We start from the raw sequence: 17,784 nt of genomic DNA on the forward strand, positions 1-17,784 counted from the left end.
TGTTACCGACCCAACTGGAAGTGGAAGTTCCAACCAGCTCGCTGCTGCCCCGGACGTGCCGGGTCGAACCCATAGCCGTAGTCAAACCCGAGCAGCCCCAGCGGTAGGAGTAGAATCCGGACCCCAACACCTGCGGAACGCTTCAAGGCAAACGGGTCCGCCCTACGGAGGCTATCCCAGACATTACCGGCTTCAGCGAAGACCAGGAAGTAGATAGGCATTGGGTTGAGTGTCGCCGCAAAGCGTAACTCTGCCGTGTGACGGGCCATGACGGTACCACCGCCTACTGGCCCAATGCTCTGGTCTGGATACCCACGTAGCGGGGTAACGTTGAACCCCCCAAGTCCGCTCCCTCCCATGCGATAGAACTCCACAGCCGGGATGGTGGTATCCGACCACAGCCCCTTGAGGTAGCCCATCTCAGTAGCCAGGTACAGCACCAGGCGCTCCGCAAGCATCGGTCCCCAGAGAGGCGCCACGAACTCCGCAGAGAAGCCAAGCTTCAAGTAATCCGTCGTCCCGATGCCGACAGCTCCCATCGCCCATTTCGTGGTCAGGCTGACACGCGAGCCGCTGGAGGGGAAGATAAGGCTATTGAAGCTGAGCCGCGTCAAGGTCTGACGAAGGGCAATCTCCGTCGTTGTGCCTGGGCGATACAATCCCTGACTCCCCGACTGGCGATTCCGTTGGACGACGAGCTGCCAATCCCCACGGAAGTAGTCGTCGGGAAACCGGAAGCGGCGCCCGACATTGAGCGCTATACCGGTCTGCCGCAGGTTGTAGTCCAGCCGGTACCAGGTGTCGTAGCCGTTGAAGCCGACCGTCGTCGGTTCGTCGAAGAGCCAGGGCTCTGTAAAGCCGAGCGTGAACTGCTGCTGATACCCCACGGCAGCCGCTTCCCAATTGAAGGTCAGGACCTGTCCCGCCCCACCTCGCAGCGGCTCTGTGACGGAGAAGTTGTTGAACGCCACTCCGATCGAGCCCGTTACCCCAATGCCCTGGGCGATACCGAGAGAAGCATTGAGCACATCCGTAGAGCGCTCCTCTACGCGGTACAGCAGGTCCACCTCAGAGTCGCTCACCAATCGAACATCCGGACGCAGCGCTTCCGGGTTGAAGTAGTTCAGCACTCCCAATGCCCGGATACTCCGGATAATCGCAGAGCGGCTGAAGTAGTCTCCGGGGAAGGTGTAGAGCTCGCGTCGGATGACCTTGTCCTTCGTCTTCGTGTTGCCAACGATATCTACCCTGCGGATTCGGTAACGCTGTCGCTCGTAGATACGCACAACAAGGTCCACAGAATCCGGAGCTACGCGCCGTTCTTCTTTCTGCACCTCCACGCTCAGGTACCCGTTGTCCAGGTACAGAGAAGCCACATCGGTCTGGTCCTCGTTCCCTCGCAAGTTCTTCTCCACCCGCTCAGCATCGTAAAGCTCCCCCGGCCGGATACCCAAACGCTGCTGGAGCTGCTCAGTTGGGAAGACCGTATTGCCCACGATAACGACGTTCCGGAGATGGTAGCGGCGCCCTTCCGACACCCACACCGTGATAGTCGTAGCTCCTGTCGCGGTGTCAGTAGCAACGCTATCGCGGAGGAGCTCAGCGTCCAGAAAACCATGCCGACGGTATAGCTGCAACAGCCGCTGCTTGTCCTCCTGGTACTTCTTCGGGTCAAACCGATCGGAGCGCCAGAACTGCCACCACTTCTTCGGCCTCGTCTCCTCAAAGGCTCCCAAGAGCTCGTCCGCAGAGAGCGCTTGGTTCCCCCCAAACCGAACAGCAGCGACGTATGGGGTCGGCCCCTCTGTAATCCGGATACGGAGCCGAGCATAGCCAGCAGTATCGGTTGGCTCGCGGAGCAGCTCTACCACCCGCAGGGTGACGTTCTCCTTGGCGTAGAGCTGCTCTATGGCCGCCCGGATTTGGCGAAGCGCTTCCAGCGAGAGAATATCCCCTGGCGTACGGCCGAGGGCCTCTCGAATCCGTTGCTCGGAGACCCGCCGTTCGCCTTCGATCACGATCTGACTGAGTCGCGGAAACTCCTCCACCCGGATGAGGAGTGCAACGCCTGCAGGTGTCACCCGCTCCACCAGGACCTCAGCATGGGAAAACTGCCCCCGTTGCATTAGGTTGCGCAGTGCCCGCTGAATCTTCTCTCCACCAGGCTGGAGCTCGTCCCCAGGTTGCAGCCCTGAGAGAAGGACGACTGTCTGCGGGTCCGCAAAGCGGGTTCCCTCCACGCGAACGGAGAGGATCCGGACAGTCGAACCGGCTGTCTGAGCTATGCTCGGGGTTGGGTTCTCTACGAGGCTAAGCCCGCACAGCCACACGATCGCGCTCCAACGCATGCAGGAGCCTCTCCAGCTCAGCCCAGACATCTTCAGCAAGGCAATGCTGCGGTATTTGGCTTGACGTCATGCCGAAACGACGCTCCCTCCGGGTATAGTCCAGCAGAGCCCGATAGAAGTCGCAGCGCCGGAACTCGGGCCAGTAGAGGTTGCTGACGTAAATCTCCGCATACGCACTCTCCCACAGGAGGAAGTTGCTCAGGCGCATCTCGCCGCTCGTCCTGATGACCAGGTCAGGGTCCGGAAGGTCGCGTGTGAGCAAGTAGGACGCAAACAGCTCCTCCGTAATGTCCTCTGGAGAGAGCTTCCCCCGGCGGGCGTCGATGGCAATCATCTGGACCGCACGGACGATATCCCATCGACCACTGTAGCTGAGGGCTAAGGTGAGCGTCAGACCGGTGTTCTGCGCCGTTGCCTCCATAACGCGGAAGAGCACCTTTTGGACTCGGCGCGGGAGGGCGTTGAGCTTTCCGATAGCACGGAGCCGGATGTTCCAACGCTGCAGCTCCGAAGCTTCCCGTCCCAGGTAGTAGTGCAGGAGCTGCATCAGCGTTTGAATCTCCGACCGAGGCCGCCGCCAGTTCTCCATCGAGAAGGCGTAGAGCGTCAGATACGGGATCTGGAGCTGCACGGCAACCTGCACAACCTCGCGCACGCTCTGAATGCCCTGGCGATGCCCCTCTACGCGCGGCAGTCCACGCTCTTGGGCCCACCGTCCGTTGCCGTCCATGATGATGGCAACATGGTGTGGTAGCCGCCCAGAACTGCGTAGCAGCTCCTGAAGGCGTTGCTCCACTTCTGATTGTGGTTGCTCAGTCCCCCATCCTTCCATACGACAAGCCTACCGCTAAAGCTACTCCAGCTTCCCACCAGAACACAAACTTACGGCAAAGCCCTTCGGCGCTCCACGCGTAGGGGGTGTAACTTTGCACTTAGCTGGACTGTCCTCGGGAATGGAGAAGGCTACGCCCTTCATCAGCGGCTTCTCGTTTGTGCGGAACGCCTTTCGGTACGGCTACCCAGTGCTGGAGTCCCTCCGCTCGTTACTGCCGATCTGCGACGAAGTTGTAGTCGCCGTTGGAGACTCAGACGACGGTACTCTGGAAGCCATCCGCGGCCTTGGTGATCCCAAGCTCCACATCATCGAGACGACGTGGTACCCTACGGAGCCAGGTTGGCGTATCCTGGCTGAGCAGACGCAGATTGCCCTCAATGCTTGCCGTGGCACGTGGTGCATCTACCTACAGGCCGACGAAGTGCTCCACGAGCAGGATTACCCGCTCATTTGGCAGAGCCTCGAACAGGCAGTCGCTGACGAACGCGTAGAGGCCTTTGTCTTGCGCTACTACCACTTCTACGGCAGCTACGACTACATCGGCACCGGTCGCCAGTGGTACCGACGGGAAATCCGGATCGTACGGAACAGCGGTAACGTCATCTCCTGGGGTGATGCCCAGGGCTTTCGGAAACGCCTCCCCGACGGCAGAACGCAGCTCCTGCGGGCCCGAGAGCTACCTGTGTACGTCTACCACTACGGTTGGGTACGGCCACCGAAGGTGATGCTCCAGAAGCTGCGCTCCTTCCATCAGCTCTGGCATGACGAGGAGTGGATCCAGCAGCATCTCCCTCACGGAGAGGCATTCGACTACCGCTCTGCTTACCGAGTCCAACGCTTTACAGGAACCCATCCGGCGGTGATGCACGAGCGGATCGAGCGAGACCGGGAGTGGACGCAATTCTTCGACCCTCGCCGGCTGGCAAAGGCTCCGCTTCGAGTCCGGCTCAGTGACTGGCTTGAGGCGCTGACGGGATGGCGGATTGGGGAGTACCGGAACTTCCGCCTCCTCCGTTAGCAGCAAACCGCCGCCGGATATAGGCAGCTACCGCCTGCATGTACCACTGCGGAGTACTTGTCGCACCCGTAATTCCTACCACATTCACCCCTTGGAACCACTCGGGTTGCAGCTCGTCGGTGGACTCAATGAAGTACGTCCGCGGATTGGCCGAGCGGCAGACTTCGTAGAGCACTCGTCCGTTGGAGGAGTTGCGTCCAGCGACGAAGATGACCACATCGCAGGAAGCAGCAAAGGCACGCAAGTGCTGTTCACGTCCAGAGACTTGCCCGCAGATGGTATGCTTGACGTGGAACTCCCCGCTGACCTCCTCTGGATCCTCGACGATAAGCTCTTGGATGCGCTGCCGAAGCGCATCGGCCAGCTCCCGAAAGGCCCTCTTGTCCATCGTGGTCTGGGAGAAGAGCACTGTCGGGCGGCGAAAGTCTACGCGCTCTAGGGCTTCTTCCACACTCCGCACGATGATGCAGTCATCCTCACATACCCCGCGAACACCCAACATCTCTGGGTGCTCGGCCTTACCGAAGATGACGATCTGGTAGCCCTGGAGATGGAATTTGCGGACTCGCTCCTGCAGTTTGGCCACAATCGGGCATGTTGCGTCAATCAGCTCCACCCCAAGCTCCCACGCCCGGCGGTATACGCTCGGCGGCTCCCCGTGGGCACGGATGAGCACGCGAGCACCCTCCTCTGCGGCATCGGGGAGGCGGTCATGGGTAATCGTTCGCAAGCCTAGTCGCTCCAGACGCTCCACCTCTCGGGGATTGTGGATGACCTCCCCCAAGACGTAGACAGGCTGGCCCTCTCGGAGCGCCTCCTCTGCAATCTGGATTGTTCGAACCACGCCCCAGCAGAAGCCGGCATGGGGATCTATGCGGACTTCCATCGCGAACCCTGACAAGTCAAGACGGAAGCAGGGACGCTTCCTCAGTCAGCCTTATTGCACAGCTTCTGGCGGACCAGCTCCAAGACCCGCTCGGTCTGCTCCTCAATCGTCAACTCGCTCGTGTCGATGACGACGGCATCGGCGGCCTGCATCAAGGGACTATCCTGCCGCTGGGAGTCCAGCGCATCGCGGCGAGCCAACTCTTCAGCAACCTCGCTCTCTGTTGCTGCAATCCCCTGTGCCTGAAGCTCTTGGAGACGGCGGCGCGCCCGGACGTCCAGAGAAGCCGTCAGGTATACCTTGACGTCCGCATTCGGGAAGACCACAGTCCCAATATCGCGCCCGTCCATGACCACCCCTCCGCCCTCCCCCAATCGGCGCTGGAGCCCTACGAGGAAGCGCCGAACGGATGGGAAAGAGCTCACAAGACTCACCCAGCGCGTGACTTCTGGCAAGCGGAGCTGCTCTGTGACATCCTCCCCGTTGAGCAAGGTACGCTGCCCTCGCTCCGATGGGCGAAGCTCAATCTGCACTCGAGGGAGCAGGCTTTGGAGCGATTCTTCCGTCAAGGGGATTCCAGACCGTAGAGCGGCGAGGGTGACCGCACGGTACATTGCGCCGGTATCGATGTAACTGTACCCCAGGAGCTCCGCCACTCGGCGGGCAGTGGTGCTCTTGCCTGCCCCCGCAGGTCCGTCAATTGCGATGATCAACTTGCGCGCACAACTCATGGAGGGCACTCCAAAAGGCTTCTACGGAAAGCTCCGGCAGGACGACCCGTGCACCCGCTGCCTGGAGGCATGCCGCGCTAGTCGAACCCGTTGCAACGGCGATACAGGGGATCCCCCAAGCCCGGGCACACGCAACATCCCGCACAGAGTCGCCCACGACAATAGTCCTGGAAGGCTCGATCGGTAACCCCATCATCCGAGCCCGCTGCCAAGCAATCGGTACCAACAGAGTCCGCTCCCAGTGATCCGACCCAAAGGCTCCGACGAGAAAGTATCGGCTCAGCCCAACGGTACGAAGCTTCCAGAGAGCAACCGAGCGGAGATTGCCTGTAAGAAGCCCCGAAGCTATCCCAGGAAGGGCTTCCAAGCTTGCTAGCACTTCCTCCGCGCCAGGTAAGGGCCGGATATCCCGTGGATGTACATAGCGCCGATAGGCTTGCTCATAGACCCGCACGAATGCTGTCATTGAGCGTTGCACTGCATGCTCTTCCGCCCCAAATTGACGGGCAACTTCGGCAAAGATGAGCGTATCGGTTTTGCCGGCAAGGTCGCCCAAGAGCTCTATCGGCACCGCATGCTTCAGTGTCACCTGTAAGGCCTCCTGCAGTGCCCTACGGACAGGCTCTCCTCGCGCCCGCAGTAAAGTCCCGTCAATGTCGAAGAGCACAAGCCACATCGGGCACTCCTACAAAGCCGACCGGAAGCACAAGATATCGCCATCGTTGACCTGATAGCTCCGCCCCTCACGCCGGTAGCGCCCTGTTCGGCGCACGGCTTCCTCGGAACCATAGCAGCGGAGGTCATCCACCGTCATCACCTCCACCGCTATGAACCCACGTTCGAAGTCCGTATGGACGTGCCCAGCCGCTTCCGGTGCCGTCGTACCGGCAGGAACCAACCACGCACGCACCTCCCTTCCCCCAACGACGGTAAAGAAGGTGACCAACCCCAACAGCCGCATGCTCTCGCGCAGCAGCTGAACGACCCCTAACTCCTCCTGACCCAGAGCCTGCAGGAACTCTGCCCGCTCCTCCTCTGGCAGGCTCAGCAACTCTGCCTCCCAGGCAACGGCAACCGGCACTACTGGAGCGCGGCGACTTTGGGCTACTTGCCGCAGCTCCTCCACCCACTGTGGCGCTTGAGGGGAGTCATCCACGTTGGCAACGTACAGCATGGGCTTGTCTGTCAGCAACCGCCAGCTGCGGAACAAGGGATGACTGCCCTCAGGCTTCGGGAACTCCCTCACCGCACGTCCCGCAGCTACATGCTGTCGCAGTGCTTCCACAAGCTCCGCCTCCCGCCGCTCATGCTCGTCGGGGGTCCCCCGCAGCCTCTTCTGGAGCGCCTGCCAGCGCCGCTCCAGAGTTTCCGCATCTTTCAGGAGCAGCTCGACCTCCACGATCTCCACATCCCGCCGCGGATTGACCTCTCCGTAGATGTGCGCCACCTGGGGGCTGTCGAAGCACCGCACGACATGCCATAGCAGGTCCACGTCGCGGATATGTGCCAGGAACTGGTTCCCCAGCCCTTCGCCCTCAGCAGCGCCACGAACCAACCCAGCGATATCCACAACTTGCAGCGTCGCCGGCGTGACCACCTCCGGATGGTAGAGCGATGCCAGGAACTGCAACCGCTCATCAGGGATGGGAACGACACCGACATGGGGCTCAATCGTACAGAACGGGTAGTTAGCGACGGCAGCGCTGCCGCCTGTCACCAGGTTGAAGAGCAGCGACTTGCCAACGTTCGGGAGTCCGACAATTCCGCAGCTCCAGCTCACGGGACCTCCTCCTCGACTTCGCTCTCCAACTCCAACGGAGCCTCAACCTCTACGCCGTGGAGGGCACAGGCAAGCTCCTCCCAGATCAGCCGGGCCAGTCGGAACGTGTCTGCCTGGCCTGCCAATGGAAACTCCACCCACACCCGTTGCCGCTCTTGGACGAATTGTGCCCCACTCCACCGGTGGACAAGCTCGACGAAGACCGGGAAAGCATACCGGTAGAAGAGCTCGCGTCCTCGTGCTGGAAGTTCCAAGGAGAGCACGGCAGGACGGACTCGCACACGAGTACAGCCCGTGTGGAGCAAGTACACGCGCAACCGTACGGCATCGACGAGAGCCTGTGCTGGTGGCGGGAGCTCTCCGAAGCGGTCTCGAAGCTCGGCCACGACTTCGTCTACGGCAGCTTCGTGCTCCGCCTTGTAGAGCCGCTTGTAGAAGTAGAAACGCTCACCCTCGCTAGGCACGTAGTCATCAGGCAGCAGTGCCTCGCCAGGAATGTCCAAGACAAGCCCAGGGTTTCTCAGGGCCTTCAAGACGGGGATGCGCCGCTGTCCTAGCTCAGGGAACTCTTCTGCTTTGAGCTCCTCTATGGCCCGCTCCAGTACTTGCTGGTAGAGCTCAAAGCCCATCTGCGCCAAGAAGCCGCTCTGCTCAGGGCCGAAGAGGTTCCCGGCGCCACGGATCTCCAGGTCGCGCAGCGCTAGGCGAAATCCGCTGCCGAGCTCGGTAAACTCCTCCAGCGCCTGGAGCCGCCGCAGTGCTGCAGAGGTAAGCTGCTCCACTGGTGGCACGATGAGGTAGCAGTACGCCTGCACATTGCTACGCCCCACACGCCCACGGAGCTGGTAGAGCTCCGCTAGCCCAAAGTCCTCTGCGTGGTGGATGAAGATGGTGTTCGCACGTGGGAAATCGAGGCCAGCCTCCACGATCTTCGTGCACACGAGGACGTCCAAGCGCCCACGCAAGAAATCCTCCATGACTTCCTCCAGCTCCCGGGCCCGCATGCGGCCATGAGCAACCCCAAACCGAGCCCGTGGGACCAAGCGCTGGAGACGCTCCTTGAGCTGCTCAATCCCCTGGATGTGGTTGGTCACGAAGAAGACCTGGCCCTCGCGCTCCAATTCGGCTTCGATGGCATAACGGATGAGCTCGTCGTCCCACTGGACGACGTATGTGCGTACTGGTAGCCGGTTCTGTGGCGGGGTCTCGATGAGGCTGATGTCACGGACGCCAATCAGCGCCATATGGAGCGTCCGCGGAATTGGGGTTGCTGTCAGCACCAATGTGTCGACGTTGACCCGCAAACGCCGCAGACGCTCCTTTGCCATGACACCGAAGCGGTGCTCTTCATCCACGATGAGGAGCCCCAGGTCATGGAATCGGACGTCTGGGCTCAGGAGCCGATGTGTGCCGATGACGATGTCAATGCGTCCACTGGCTAGCTGGCGCAAGATCTCTCGCTGCTCTTGCCGCGTCCGGAAGCGCGAGAGGACTGCGATGACTACCGGATACGGACGCAGGCGTTCGGAGAAGGTCAGGAAATGCTGTTCCGCTAGGACCGTCGTAGGCACTAACACAGCTACTTGTTTCCCTGCCTGCACCGCTTTGAAGGCCGCTCTGATGGCGACCTCCGTCTTCCCGAAGCCGACATCACCGCAGATGAGCCGGTCCATCGGGATTGGAGCCTCCATGTCCGCCTTCACCTCAGCGGTAGCACGCGCCTGGTCAGGGGTGTCCTCGTAAGGGAAGGCGGCTTCCATCTCCTTCTGCCAGAGCGTATCGGCAGGGAAGGCGAAGCCGCTTGAAAGCTTCCGGCGGGCGTAGAGCCGAACCAGCTCGCGGGCAATCTCTTTGAGCCGGCGCTTGGCCCGCTGCTTGACAGTCTGCCACTCATGGCTACCTAAGCGATGGAGCTTCGGCTTGATCCCTTCACCGGCCTCGTAGCGCTGCAGCTTGTGGATGTACTCCAGCGGCACGTAGAGCACATCCCCCTCGGCGTAGAGCAGTCGAATGCACTCCTGCCGTCTGTCGCCAATCGTGAGCACTTGGAAGCCATCGAAGATGCCGATACCGTGGTCCACGTGCACTACGTAGTCCCCGACCTTAAGCTGCTGGAGCTCACGAAGGGTCATTGCACCAGCACTCCGCCGCCGATACGCCGTTCGCCTCGGCAGGCGCCCGAAGACCTCGTGTTCAGTCCACACGGCTACCCGCTCAGCATGCCAGAGGAAGCCATGTGCAGGTATTCCCTCCACCCACCGAACCTGCTGGGCAAGACCATAGCCATCCTCGACGGCATCCCCATCGCCGAGCCCTCCATCCCGAAGAGCCGCCGCCACAAGCTGCTGGAAGCGACGTAGCGAAGCACCCTCCGGAGCGCAGAGGAAGAGCTCGTAACCCTGTTCAGCCAGCTCTCGAAGCTCTTGAGCTAGTCGTTCTACTGAGCGCCCAACTGAGGGCTGTCCAACTGCCCCAAGCTGCACTTGTGCTTCCTCCAGCGGATTGAGCACGATCTGTCGCCAGGTCTCCGGTAGCTTGAGCTCTTCTCCGCAATGCCGGAAGAAGGACTGGCGAACTAGCTCAGGACGGTCCACCACTCCCAAAGCCTCCGACGGCAGGTAGTCCCAAAGCCGTGCAGGTGTGTGGTCCCAGAGGAGGGTGCCGAGCACCCCTACAGCCTCAAACCGACCTGTACTCCGCTGCGTTTCGGGATCGAAGCAGCGTATGGACTCCACCGTATCTCCCCAGAACTCCACTCGGATCGGCTCCTCGAAGCCGAGAGGGAAGAAGTCCACAATCCCCCCACGCCGAGCCACATCTCCCACGGTTGTTACCGCGTCCACCCGCTGGAACCCATGGTGGAGGAGGCGCTGGATGAGCCCTTCCGGACTCTGCTCCTGCCCAACATAGAGCTGAAAGCGCTGGGCTGCCAAATCCTCAGGTCGCGGCAACGGTACGCTCAGCAGCTCTGGGGTGCAGGCCACAATTAGATTGTGGCAGGCAAGGAGTTCGAGCGCTACCTCCACTGCTCGGAGCTGGCTGACATCCAGTTGGCGCACGCGCTCCCAGAGCCGCCTGGGCTGACGTGTCCACAGACTCACCGACGCTTTAGGACACCACTGCACTAAGTCTTGCGCCCACCGCTCTCCGTCCTCTTGGGTTGGGGTCAGGAGTAGCACTGGATGCTGGTAGTGCTGCCAGAGGAGCGCAACCAGCAAAGACGCAAGCGATCCCGCAGCTCCCCCAATGGTAAGGCTTCCCGCCTCCATGTGGGCCTCTATCCGCTTCCAGAGCCGCTCCGCAAGCCGCTCAGCGAGTTGCACCACCGTAACGGTGTTCATGGCAGAACAGCTTATACCGCAGGGCTGGGCCATAAGACGAAGATTCTGTCCCCCGTTGCACCGGTGAAGCTACACTGGATAGCCCGACGCGACGTCGAACGCCAAAAAGCAGGTCCAATGCCTTCAGGTGCTGTCTTCCTAGACCGCGACGGCATCATCAACTGGCGCATCGTCGGAGACTACGTCCGCTCGCCAGAAGAGTTTCACTTCCTGCCGGACATCTTCCCCTTCCTGCTCGGCATCCGGCACCTTGGACTGCTAGCAATCGTCGTCACAAACCAACAGGGTGTTGCCAAGGGCTTGATGAGCCTTGAGCAGCTCCAGCAGGTCCACGATCACATGCAACAGCAACTTATTCGCCGCATCGGCTCTGGCGTGGACGACATCCTCGTCTGCACTGACCCTGCAGAGAGCAACAGTTGGTACCGTAAGCCCCAGCCAGGGATGCTGGTGGAGGCGCTTCGGCGCTGGCAACTCCCTCCGGCAGCTTGCTGGATGGTCGGCGACTCAGCTACCGACATCTTAGCTGGCCGCAGAGCGGGGGTACGCACCATCTTCGTCGGACATTTCCCGCTGCCTGAAGCAGACTTCTGCGTGCTCAACCTCAAGGAAGCCCTGGAGATCATCGCTACACACCAAACGGCTGCCGACGTACGTCAACGATTACAGCATTAGCCTCCTAACCACCGACGTGTCCTCCCGCCGCGACTTCCTGCACCTCTTCCTCCGCTTAGGGCTGCTGGCGCTGCCTCTAACTACAGGATGTCGCACAAACTCACGGTGCTTAGCAATGGACGGCGACGATGACAATTTACTACGCCTACGGCTGTGGTACCAGCGGTGGCAACCAGCACACCAGCTCTTCTGGCGCAAGCAGTCTGTAGCTGCTCCCTCTCGTACCTATCGCTGCGACGTACTCGTCGTCGGGGCCGGTCCTGCAGGACTGACCGCTGCTTGGCTGCTCCAGCGCTTGGGCTACGATGTCCGCGTCGTAGAACACGAACCTACTGTCGGAGGTGCTGCGCGGACGGAAGCCTGGAAAGATGCTCTCATCCCCTGTGGAGCACTCTACTTCGCCGAACTCTCCTCAGTCCTCCGCGAAGTACTCCAAGCGACGGACCTTCAACCCGTGCCAATTGCTGACGACGCCCTCTGGCTGGAGGGGAGGGCGTACCGAACATTCTGGCGGGACGACGTCCTCTCCGAGCTCCCCATACCTCGGGCAGAACGACACGCCTTCCGCCGCTTCCGAACCGAACTCCAGGAACTTCCGATTCCTCCTTATCCGCTGCCGAATCCACTCCCGCCCCGATGGCAGGCCACTGCAGCGCAGCCAGCAGAGCAGTTCGTCAGTGCCTACGGCTCCCCAACCCTCACGAAGCTCCTCAACGCGTATGCCCGCTCTGCCATGGGGGCGTCGCTGGTGGAGGTCAGCACGTACTGCCTTCGGGACTTCTACAGCGGAGAGCTCGGCCGAGAGTTCGGCTACCCGCGCTACTCCTTCTTGGGCGGGCTGGCAGCACTATGCCAGCGCATGGCCCAGCAGATTGGAGCAGAACGCATTTGGCGCCAGTGCACTGCCGTCCATTGCGAACACCTCTCTTCTGGACGAGTCCGTACACTCTGCGTAGCCGAGGATGGCCCTGCCTTCGCCGTTGAGGCTGCTGCCGTCGTCGCTGCTACGCCGAAGTTCGTTGCCAAACACTACTTGCCAGAGCTCCCGCCAGCCCAACAGCAGGCAATGCTCCGGCTCCGTTACGCCCCCTACCTAACCGTCCACCTCCAGACTCCATTCCGGCTAGTCCCAGAGCAGACCTTCAGCCTCTGGGTTCCAGAGGCTCAGCACTTCACCGATGTTGTGGACGTCACGCCGCTCCAGCCGCAACCTGTGGAGGGTTTCATCTCCTGCATCTACGCGCCGCTGCCGATGGGCCAACGCTCGGCGCTGCTGGACGAGCAGCAGCTGCGGCAGACCGTAGAGGGTATCGTCCGGGAAGCGCTCCAGCTGCTTGCTCCAGGGCATGCTTCGGCGGTGCGGGAGGCTGCATGCTTCGTCTGGGGCCATGCACTGGTAGTGCCGACCCCACCGGCCCTCCTCGGAGCTGCTCAGCAGGCATCGCAGCCCGTAGGGCGGATTGTCTTCGCCAATACTGACAACGATGCCTCCCCAGCCTTAGAGAACGCCATGGAGCACGCCCTCCGTGCCGCAGAAGCAGTGCACCAGCTCCTCCATCCGCACCCCTTCCGCTCGGTAATCCGCCAGCCTAACGCGTCGTATCTTTTCGCCAACGGTCACCATGCGCATCCGGTACAGCCAGTGGACTGAACAGTCGGAGACAGCTGAACAGCAGCTCCAGCGTCTCCTGCGAACCTTCAATCTCCTCCTCCTGCAGACCAGCGGCGACGTTGAGGAGGCCTTGGAGATCCTCCGGGAGCTCCAGCAGCACTACGGGGAGCTGCGGAGCATGACGATGGACGAGTTCATCCAGTTCCTGAGGTCCCAGGGCTACATCGAGGAGGCCAAGAGCGGCAAGCTCATCCCCACCGCCAAAGCACTCCAGCAGCTTCGCCGCGAAGCACTACAGGAGATCTTCCGGAACCTGCGGAAGTCGGACTTCGGTTTCCACGAGACCGTCCACAGCGGGGAGGGGATTGAACAACTGCCAGAGACCCGTCCTTACACCTTCGGCGACCAGCCGAGCAACATCGATGCAACCGAGACCCTGACAAATGCGCTGCTACGCAGCTCAGACTTGGCTAGCTTCCAACTCCAGCAGGAGGACATCCGTGTCCACGAGACTGAGCACCTCACTTCGTGCGCGACCGTTTTGCTCATCGACGTCTCGCACTCGATGATCCTCTACGGAGAGGACCGCATCACGCCCGCCAAGCAAGTCGCACTAGCGCTGGCCGAACTCATCCGCACGCGGTATCCCAAGGACACGTTAGAGGTCGTCATCTTCGGCGATGAAGCTCGCCGCATCAGCGTAGCCGACATCCCGTTCATCACCGTCGGCCCGTTCCACACGAACACCCGTGATGGTCTACGCCTAGCGCGCTCACTCCTATCCCGATGCCGTGATGCCAACAAGCAGATCTTCATGCTCACCGACGGCAAGCCTTCGGCAATCTTCGACGAGAACGGCCGCCTCTACAAGAACGCCTTCGGACTGGACCCACGGATCGTCAACAAGACGCTGGAAGAAGCCGTGGCCTGCCGCCGCCACGGGATTGTGATCTCCACCTTCATGCTGGCACGCGACCCGTACTTGGTCAACTTCGTCGAGGAGCTGACCCGCGCAAACCGAGGGCGTGCTTTCTACTGCGGTCTGCGCCGCCTCGGCGAAACGGTCCTCGTGGACTACATCCTCAACCGGCGAAAGACCTTCCGGATGTAAGCAGCTCCCGTCGCGCGAAAGCTACAGCAACCCGCAAGAGCGCATAATCCTGCACTCCCCCAAGGGCCGCAGCAATATCCCGAAGAGGGGCGGCCCCAAGACGCGCCACAGCATGCTGGACAGCCCTATAGAAGCGCTCATCTGGCACGAGCTGCTCGCGAGGTAGCTCTACACCCCGCTCTATCACCTCTTGGAGCAACCGAGCAACCCTCCCCGGGGCTAAGCCCATACGATGGCAAAGCGCAGGTATGTCCGCCCCTCCGCGCACTTCTGCAATGACTGCCTGATGCTGTGCTGATAGCTCTGAGGGCTGCTCGACACGCCGACACACTCCCGTCTTCACCCCACGGCGGAGCACGGCTATGAGCTTGGACCGCCCCGGGGGCCGCTGCTGACAACTACTGCAGCGACCACACGGTTCGGTGAGACTAGTATCGCGGAAGTAGTGCAGCAGGAAGAGGCGCTTGCACGCTGGCGTCGTTGCGTACTCCAGGACCTCGTAGAACTTCCTCCACGCTCGCTGCCGACGTTCCTTGAGGTACTCGGGCGATACCGGCGGTAGCTCGGGAAGGGGCTGTAGTAACTGCATCCCCGTCCCCATGGTTGCTGCTTCGTAGTGGATCAGACGGGCGTAGTGGAGGGCCCGCAGCCCCCGCTCCAACTCTTCCATCGTCATCCCGTTTCGATAGAGTAGCTCCGACACCGACAGCGTCACAGGGCGATGGTAGGCCTCTGCTCCCGCACTCCGCAGCAGCACCTCCAAGACACGCCGCCGCTCTGGTACTGTACTCCGCTCCCAGTACTCCCGAAGCTCTTCCGGCGACGCTTGAAAGCGAACCGTTAGCTCACCTTCTGGCACGGCGGAGGAGAGAACCCCACTACGCTCCAACAGCCGAACTACGGCCTCTACTGTGGATTCAGGCAGCCGAAGCATATTCGCCACTTCCACTGGGGTCATCGCCACTACTGTCCTCCCTGCCGCCAGCGATATCAGTGCTCGGTAGACCCGGACGACCGTCTCCCACTCAGGATGGGCCGCTGCCAATAGCTGATGCTGGACCGCGCAGTCGTGAGGATCGTAGAGGAGGAAGCACTCCGCAGGTTCACCATCCCGTCCCGCACGCCCAGCCTCCTGGTAGTAAGCCTCCAGGGTCAGTGGTGGGTCGTAGTGGATGACCGCTCGGATGTCCGGCTTGTCAATCCCCAACCCGAAAGCTGAGGTTGCCACAAGCAGCGGAAGGTTCCCAGCCAAGAACTCCCGCTGGATGCGCTGCCGTACGTCCGGGTCCAACCCCGCATGGTACGCCGCTGCCCGGAGCCCTTGAGCTTGCAAGTGGTGGCAGAGCTGCTCAACGCGCCGCCGCGAAGCAGCATAGATGAGCACGGACCGATCGCGGCGATCAGCACAGAACTGAACGAGTCGTTTCCGCTTGTCCTCGCATTCCTCCACCCACCACACAAGGTTCGGTCGGTCAAACCCGCCGATAAAGCGCCGAGGGGACCGCAATTGGAGCAGTTCCTCAATGTCCCGCAGCACTTCCGGAGTCGCAGTGGCCGTCAGCGCCAGCACGGGCGGCGACCCCAACTGGCGTAGCGCCGGAGCAATCTCGAGGTATGCCGGCCGGAAATCGTGCCCCCACTCCGAAATGCAATGCGCCTCGTCCACAGCAACGAACGACAGCTGGCAGTGCTGTAACCGAGATATGAAGCTCTTCTGCTGGAGCCGCTCTGGGGCAACATACAGTAGCCGATAGGCGCCACTTGCGGCCCCCTCAAGCCGGTGCCAGACGTACCCTTCCTGGAGTCCGCTGTGGAGGCACGTTGCCGGGATGTTGCGACGCTGGAGTGCCTGCACCTGATCCTCCATGAGTGCGATGAGAGGCGAAATCACCAGCACCATTCCCGGCAGAACGAGCGCCGGCAGCTGGTAGCAGAGTGACTTCCCGGCACCCGTCGGCATGACAACCAAGGTATCATGCCCTGCAAGAACCGAGCGGATGATCTCCAGCTGCCCCGGACGGAAGTCTGAAAACCCGAAGACCGTCTGCAGAACACGCTGCAGCTCTGCCTCCGAGTACGACTGCATCGGCTGCTCGCCTATGGTGTCCCGCTGCGGCTGCGGAGACGTGCCGTAGCCAGCAACGAGTGTGCTCCTGGCGGGGAGCGTATCTTTGCGCGTCCCACTCGCGGGCCCGCTGTAGGCAATGACGAAGGGAATCATCCTGGCTGGCGGCAGCGGAACACGACTCTACCCGATGACAGCCGTGTTCAGCAAGCATCTGCTGCCCATCTACGACAAGCCGATGATCTACTACCCGCTGTCAACGCTGATGCTCGTGGGGATTCGGCAGATTCTGCTCATCTCCACCCCACGCGACATCTCCTACTTCCAGCAGTTGCTCGGCGACGGCTCCCAGTGGGGGATTGAGCTCGTCTACGCTGTCCAACCCGAACCACGCGGGATCCCGGAAGCCTTCCTCTATGGCCGCCATTTCATCGGCTCCGACCAAGTCTGCCTCATCCTCGGCGACAATCTCTTCTACGGCAAGCTGGACTTCCTTCGCGAGGCCCTGCGGACGAACGCTGGAGGAACTATCTTCGGCTACCCCGTCCACGACCCCCAGCGGTACGGTGTCGTAGAGCTTGCGCCCGACGGGAGCATCCTGAGCATCGAAGAGAAGCCAGCCCGCCCGCGCTCGCCGTACGCTATCCCCGGCCTCTACATCTACACGGCTGATGTCGTTGACATCGCAGCTACCCTCCGGCCCAGTGCTCGTGGAGAGCTGGAGATTGTAGATGTCCACCGTGCTTACTGGGCACAGGGACGACTGCAGGTCCGCCTGCTCGGACGCGGCATTGCATGGTTGGATACCGGGACTCCGGAGGCCCTCGTGGAGGCCAGCATCTTCATCCATGCCATCGAGAAGCGGCAAGGCACGAAGATTGCCTGCCCAGAGGAAATCGCGCTCCACCAGGGGTACATCACGCTAGAGCAGTTCTACCGGGCAACGGCAGACCTTCCGCCTAGTCCGTACCGGGAGTACTGCCTACGAGTGGCTGCTGAGTATGAGCAGCAGGCCTCAGCCTGCTCCTGAAGGCTACCAGCGGCGCCCACTACGGGAGGCCATCCTACACCCGCTCTGCGGCGACTCAGAGCGCGGACGCGCTAGATTGACCACCAACGTGCGCCCTTCGAGTTCGCTCCCGTTGAGCGCCTCAATCGCTCGCCGAGCCTCTTGCTCATTTGGCATCTCTCCAAAGCCAAAACCTCGCGAGCGCCCCGTGAAGCGATCGATGACGACGGTCGCTCGCTCAACGGTGCCGTACTCCTCAAACCATGAGCGCAACTGCTCTTCCCTTACCGAGTACGGCTGGTTCCCGATGTAAATGTTCATCGCTGACCCTTCCTTGCAGAGCCTCGTTCCCTGCCCTCGCACACACCATTCT

General features: G+C 61.5%; 14 protein-coding genes. 5 read left to right on the forward strand and 9 right to left on the reverse strand.

Going from position 1 to position 17,784, the window contains the following annotated elements:
* Nucleotides 1–2: 2 nt before the first annotated feature.
* Nucleotides 3–2,348, reverse strand: a complete 2,346-nt coding sequence (gene bamA, locus NZ960_03950; GenBank protein ID MCS7176765.1) for an outer membrane protein assembly factor BamA — start codon at nucleotides 2,346–2,348, stop codon at nucleotides 3–5.
* Nucleotides 2,311–3,180: an isoprenyl transferase gene (locus NZ960_03955; GenBank protein MCS7176766.1), complete on the reverse strand. Its 870-nt coding sequence runs from the start codon at nucleotides 3,178–3,180 to the stop codon at nucleotides 2,311–2,313. Before NZ960_03955 ends, bamA begins: the two co-directional genes overlap by 38 nt.
* A gap of 121 nt (nucleotides 3,181–3,301) precedes the next feature.
* On the opposite strand from NZ960_03955, the gene NZ960_03960 reads away from it, so the two are divergent.
* On the forward strand, nucleotides 3,302–4,201 hold the full coding sequence (locus tag NZ960_03960; GenBank protein MCS7176767.1) for a glycosyltransferase family 2 protein: 900 nt from the start codon (nucleotides 3,302–3,304) through the stop codon (nucleotides 4,199–4,201).
* Here the strand turns inward: NZ960_03960 and NZ960_03965 are convergent.
* Genes NZ960_03965 through mfd form a run of 5 tightly spaced genes read right to left on the reverse strand, consistent with a single transcriptional unit; the run spans nucleotide 4,131 to nucleotide 10,939 of the window.
* Nucleotides 4,131–5,087, reverse strand: coding sequence for a 4-hydroxy-3-methylbut-2-enyl diphosphate reductase (locus NZ960_03965; GenBank protein MCS7176768.1), 957 nt, complete (start codon nucleotides 5,085–5,087; stop codon nucleotides 4,131–4,133). The two genes, NZ960_03960 and NZ960_03965, sit on opposite strands and share 71 nt — an antisense overlap.
* A gap of 41 nt (nucleotides 5,088–5,128) precedes the next feature.
* Nucleotides 5,129–5,818, reverse strand: coding sequence for a (d)CMP kinase (gene cmk, locus NZ960_03970; protein ID MCS7176769.1), 690 nt, complete (start codon nucleotides 5,816–5,818; stop codon nucleotides 5,129–5,131).
* Complete coding sequence (locus NZ960_03975; GenBank protein MCS7176770.1) at nucleotides 5,784–6,494, reverse strand: HAD hydrolase-like protein; 711 nt, start codon at nucleotides 6,492–6,494, stop codon at nucleotides 5,784–5,786. The genes cmk and NZ960_03975 overlap by 35 nt, the downstream gene beginning before the upstream one ends.
* Nucleotides 6,495–6,503: 9 nt before the next feature.
* Nucleotides 6,504–7,598, reverse strand: a complete 1,095-nt coding sequence (gene ychF / locus NZ960_03980) for a redox-regulated ATPase YchF (protein MCS7176771.1) — start codon at nucleotides 7,596–7,598, stop codon at nucleotides 6,504–6,506.
* Complete coding sequence (gene mfd / locus NZ960_03985) at nucleotides 7,595–10,939, reverse strand: transcription-repair coupling factor (GenBank protein ID MCS7176772.1); 3,345 nt, start codon at nucleotides 10,937–10,939, stop codon at nucleotides 7,595–7,597. The genes ychF and mfd overlap by 4 nt, the downstream gene beginning before the upstream one ends.
* Before the next feature lie 63 nt (nucleotides 10,940–11,002).
* Here mfd and NZ960_03990 point away from each other — a divergent pair, with 63 nt between their 5' ends.
* The 3 genes from NZ960_03990 to NZ960_04000 are packed head-to-tail and all read left to right on the forward strand — an operon-like array spanning nucleotide 11,003 to nucleotide 14,337.
* Nucleotides 11,003–11,614 carry an HAD family hydrolase gene (locus NZ960_03990; GenBank protein MCS7176773.1) on the forward strand — a complete coding sequence of 204 codons (612 nt, stop codon included), beginning with the start codon at nucleotides 11,003–11,005 and terminating at the stop codon, nucleotides 11,612–11,614.
* 16 nt (nucleotides 11,615–11,630) lie between these two features.
* Nucleotides 11,631–13,265, forward strand: a complete 1,635-nt coding sequence (locus NZ960_03995) for an FAD-dependent oxidoreductase (protein MCS7176774.1) — start codon at nucleotides 11,631–11,633, stop codon at nucleotides 13,263–13,265.
* Nucleotides 13,237–14,337 carry a hypothetical protein gene (locus NZ960_04000; GenBank protein ID MCS7176775.1) on the forward strand — a complete coding sequence of 367 codons (1,101 nt, stop codon included), beginning with the start codon at nucleotides 13,237–13,239 and terminating at the stop codon, nucleotides 14,335–14,337. Before NZ960_03995 ends, NZ960_04000 begins: the two co-directional genes overlap by 29 nt.
* Here the strand turns inward: NZ960_04000 and NZ960_04005 are convergent.
* Nucleotides 14,309–16,558 carry a RecQ family ATP-dependent DNA helicase gene (locus tag NZ960_04005; protein MCS7176776.1) on the reverse strand — a complete coding sequence of 750 codons (2,250 nt, stop codon included), beginning with the start codon at nucleotides 16,556–16,558 and terminating at the stop codon, nucleotides 14,309–14,311. The genes NZ960_04000 and NZ960_04005 overlap by 29 nt on opposite strands.
* On the opposite strand from NZ960_04005, the gene rfbA reads away from it, so the two are divergent.
* Nucleotides 16,542–17,432, forward strand: a complete 891-nt coding sequence (gene rfbA, locus NZ960_04010) for a glucose-1-phosphate thymidylyltransferase RfbA (GenBank protein ID MCS7176777.1) — start codon at nucleotides 16,542–16,544, stop codon at nucleotides 17,430–17,432. The two genes, NZ960_04005 and rfbA, sit on opposite strands and share 17 nt — an antisense overlap.
* 3 nt (nucleotides 17,433–17,435) lie before the next feature.
* On the opposite strand, the gene NZ960_04015 is transcribed toward rfbA, so the two are convergent.
* Complete coding sequence (locus tag NZ960_04015) at nucleotides 17,436–17,732, reverse strand: RNA-binding protein (protein MCS7176778.1); 297 nt, start codon at nucleotides 17,730–17,732, stop codon at nucleotides 17,436–17,438.
* Nucleotides 17,733–17,784 lie beyond the last annotated feature (52 nt).

Source organism: Candidatus Kapaibacterium sp. (assembly GCA_025059875.1).
Lineage (GTDB): Bacteria > Bacteroidota > Ignavibacteria > Kapaibacteriales > HRBIN21 > HRBIN21.